The organism is Mycoplasma phocimorsus, assembly GCF_030077875.1.
GTDB classification, from domain to species: domain Bacteria; phylum Bacillota_I; class Bacilli_A; order Mycoplasmatales; family Metamycoplasmataceae; genus Mycoplasma_H; species Mycoplasma_H phocimorsus.
Window position 1 is genome coordinate 1 of the sequence record NZ_JASEJT010000012.1, and the last position, 559, is coordinate 559.

The 559-nt window shown below is 27.4% G+C and carries 1 protein-coding gene; it reads right to left on the reverse strand.

What is annotated here, in order from left to right:
- The coding region (locus QMA87_RS03245) for an IS1634 family transposase (RefSeq protein ID WP_283833863.1) at positions 1–559 on the reverse strand (559 nt) is incomplete at both ends.

Consider the following 559-nt stretch of genomic DNA (forward strand, 5'->3'; position numbering starts at 1 on the left):
ACTTTTTTATAGAATTTATATTTCTTTATTCCAATAATATTATCAGCAGTAACAACACCTTGTGAGTTTTGTTTTTTAATAAAATTATTAATTAAATTTCTACGATCTTCTTTATCTTTTTTAGCTCGAGAAATGCTGTGCGTAATGATTCTTCTTCGAATATTTTCATTAACTCTTTTTCCATTTCAATGAGAGTTATATTTATACTCTTTATATCTTGTGCTTAAGTTAATTTGTTTATAACTTTCCTCATCAAGTGCAAATTTTTTAAATTCTTTTGAAGAGGTTTTTAGACGGTAAGAAATGATAAAATCTATACCATTTGCCTCTAAAAACCTTATATTTCTGTTAATTGACATACCTTTATCGGCAATTATGGTCACTTTTTTAAGATTGTAAGTCTTTTTCATTTCAAAAATAAATGGAATAAAAGTGTTGCAATCGGCAGTGTTTCCTCTGAATACTTTTAGCATAATTGGTATTCCATTTTCATCAGTGGCCATACCAATTACAACTTGATCTTCTTTAAATTTTCCATCTTTTGAATAGCCCGGAACTC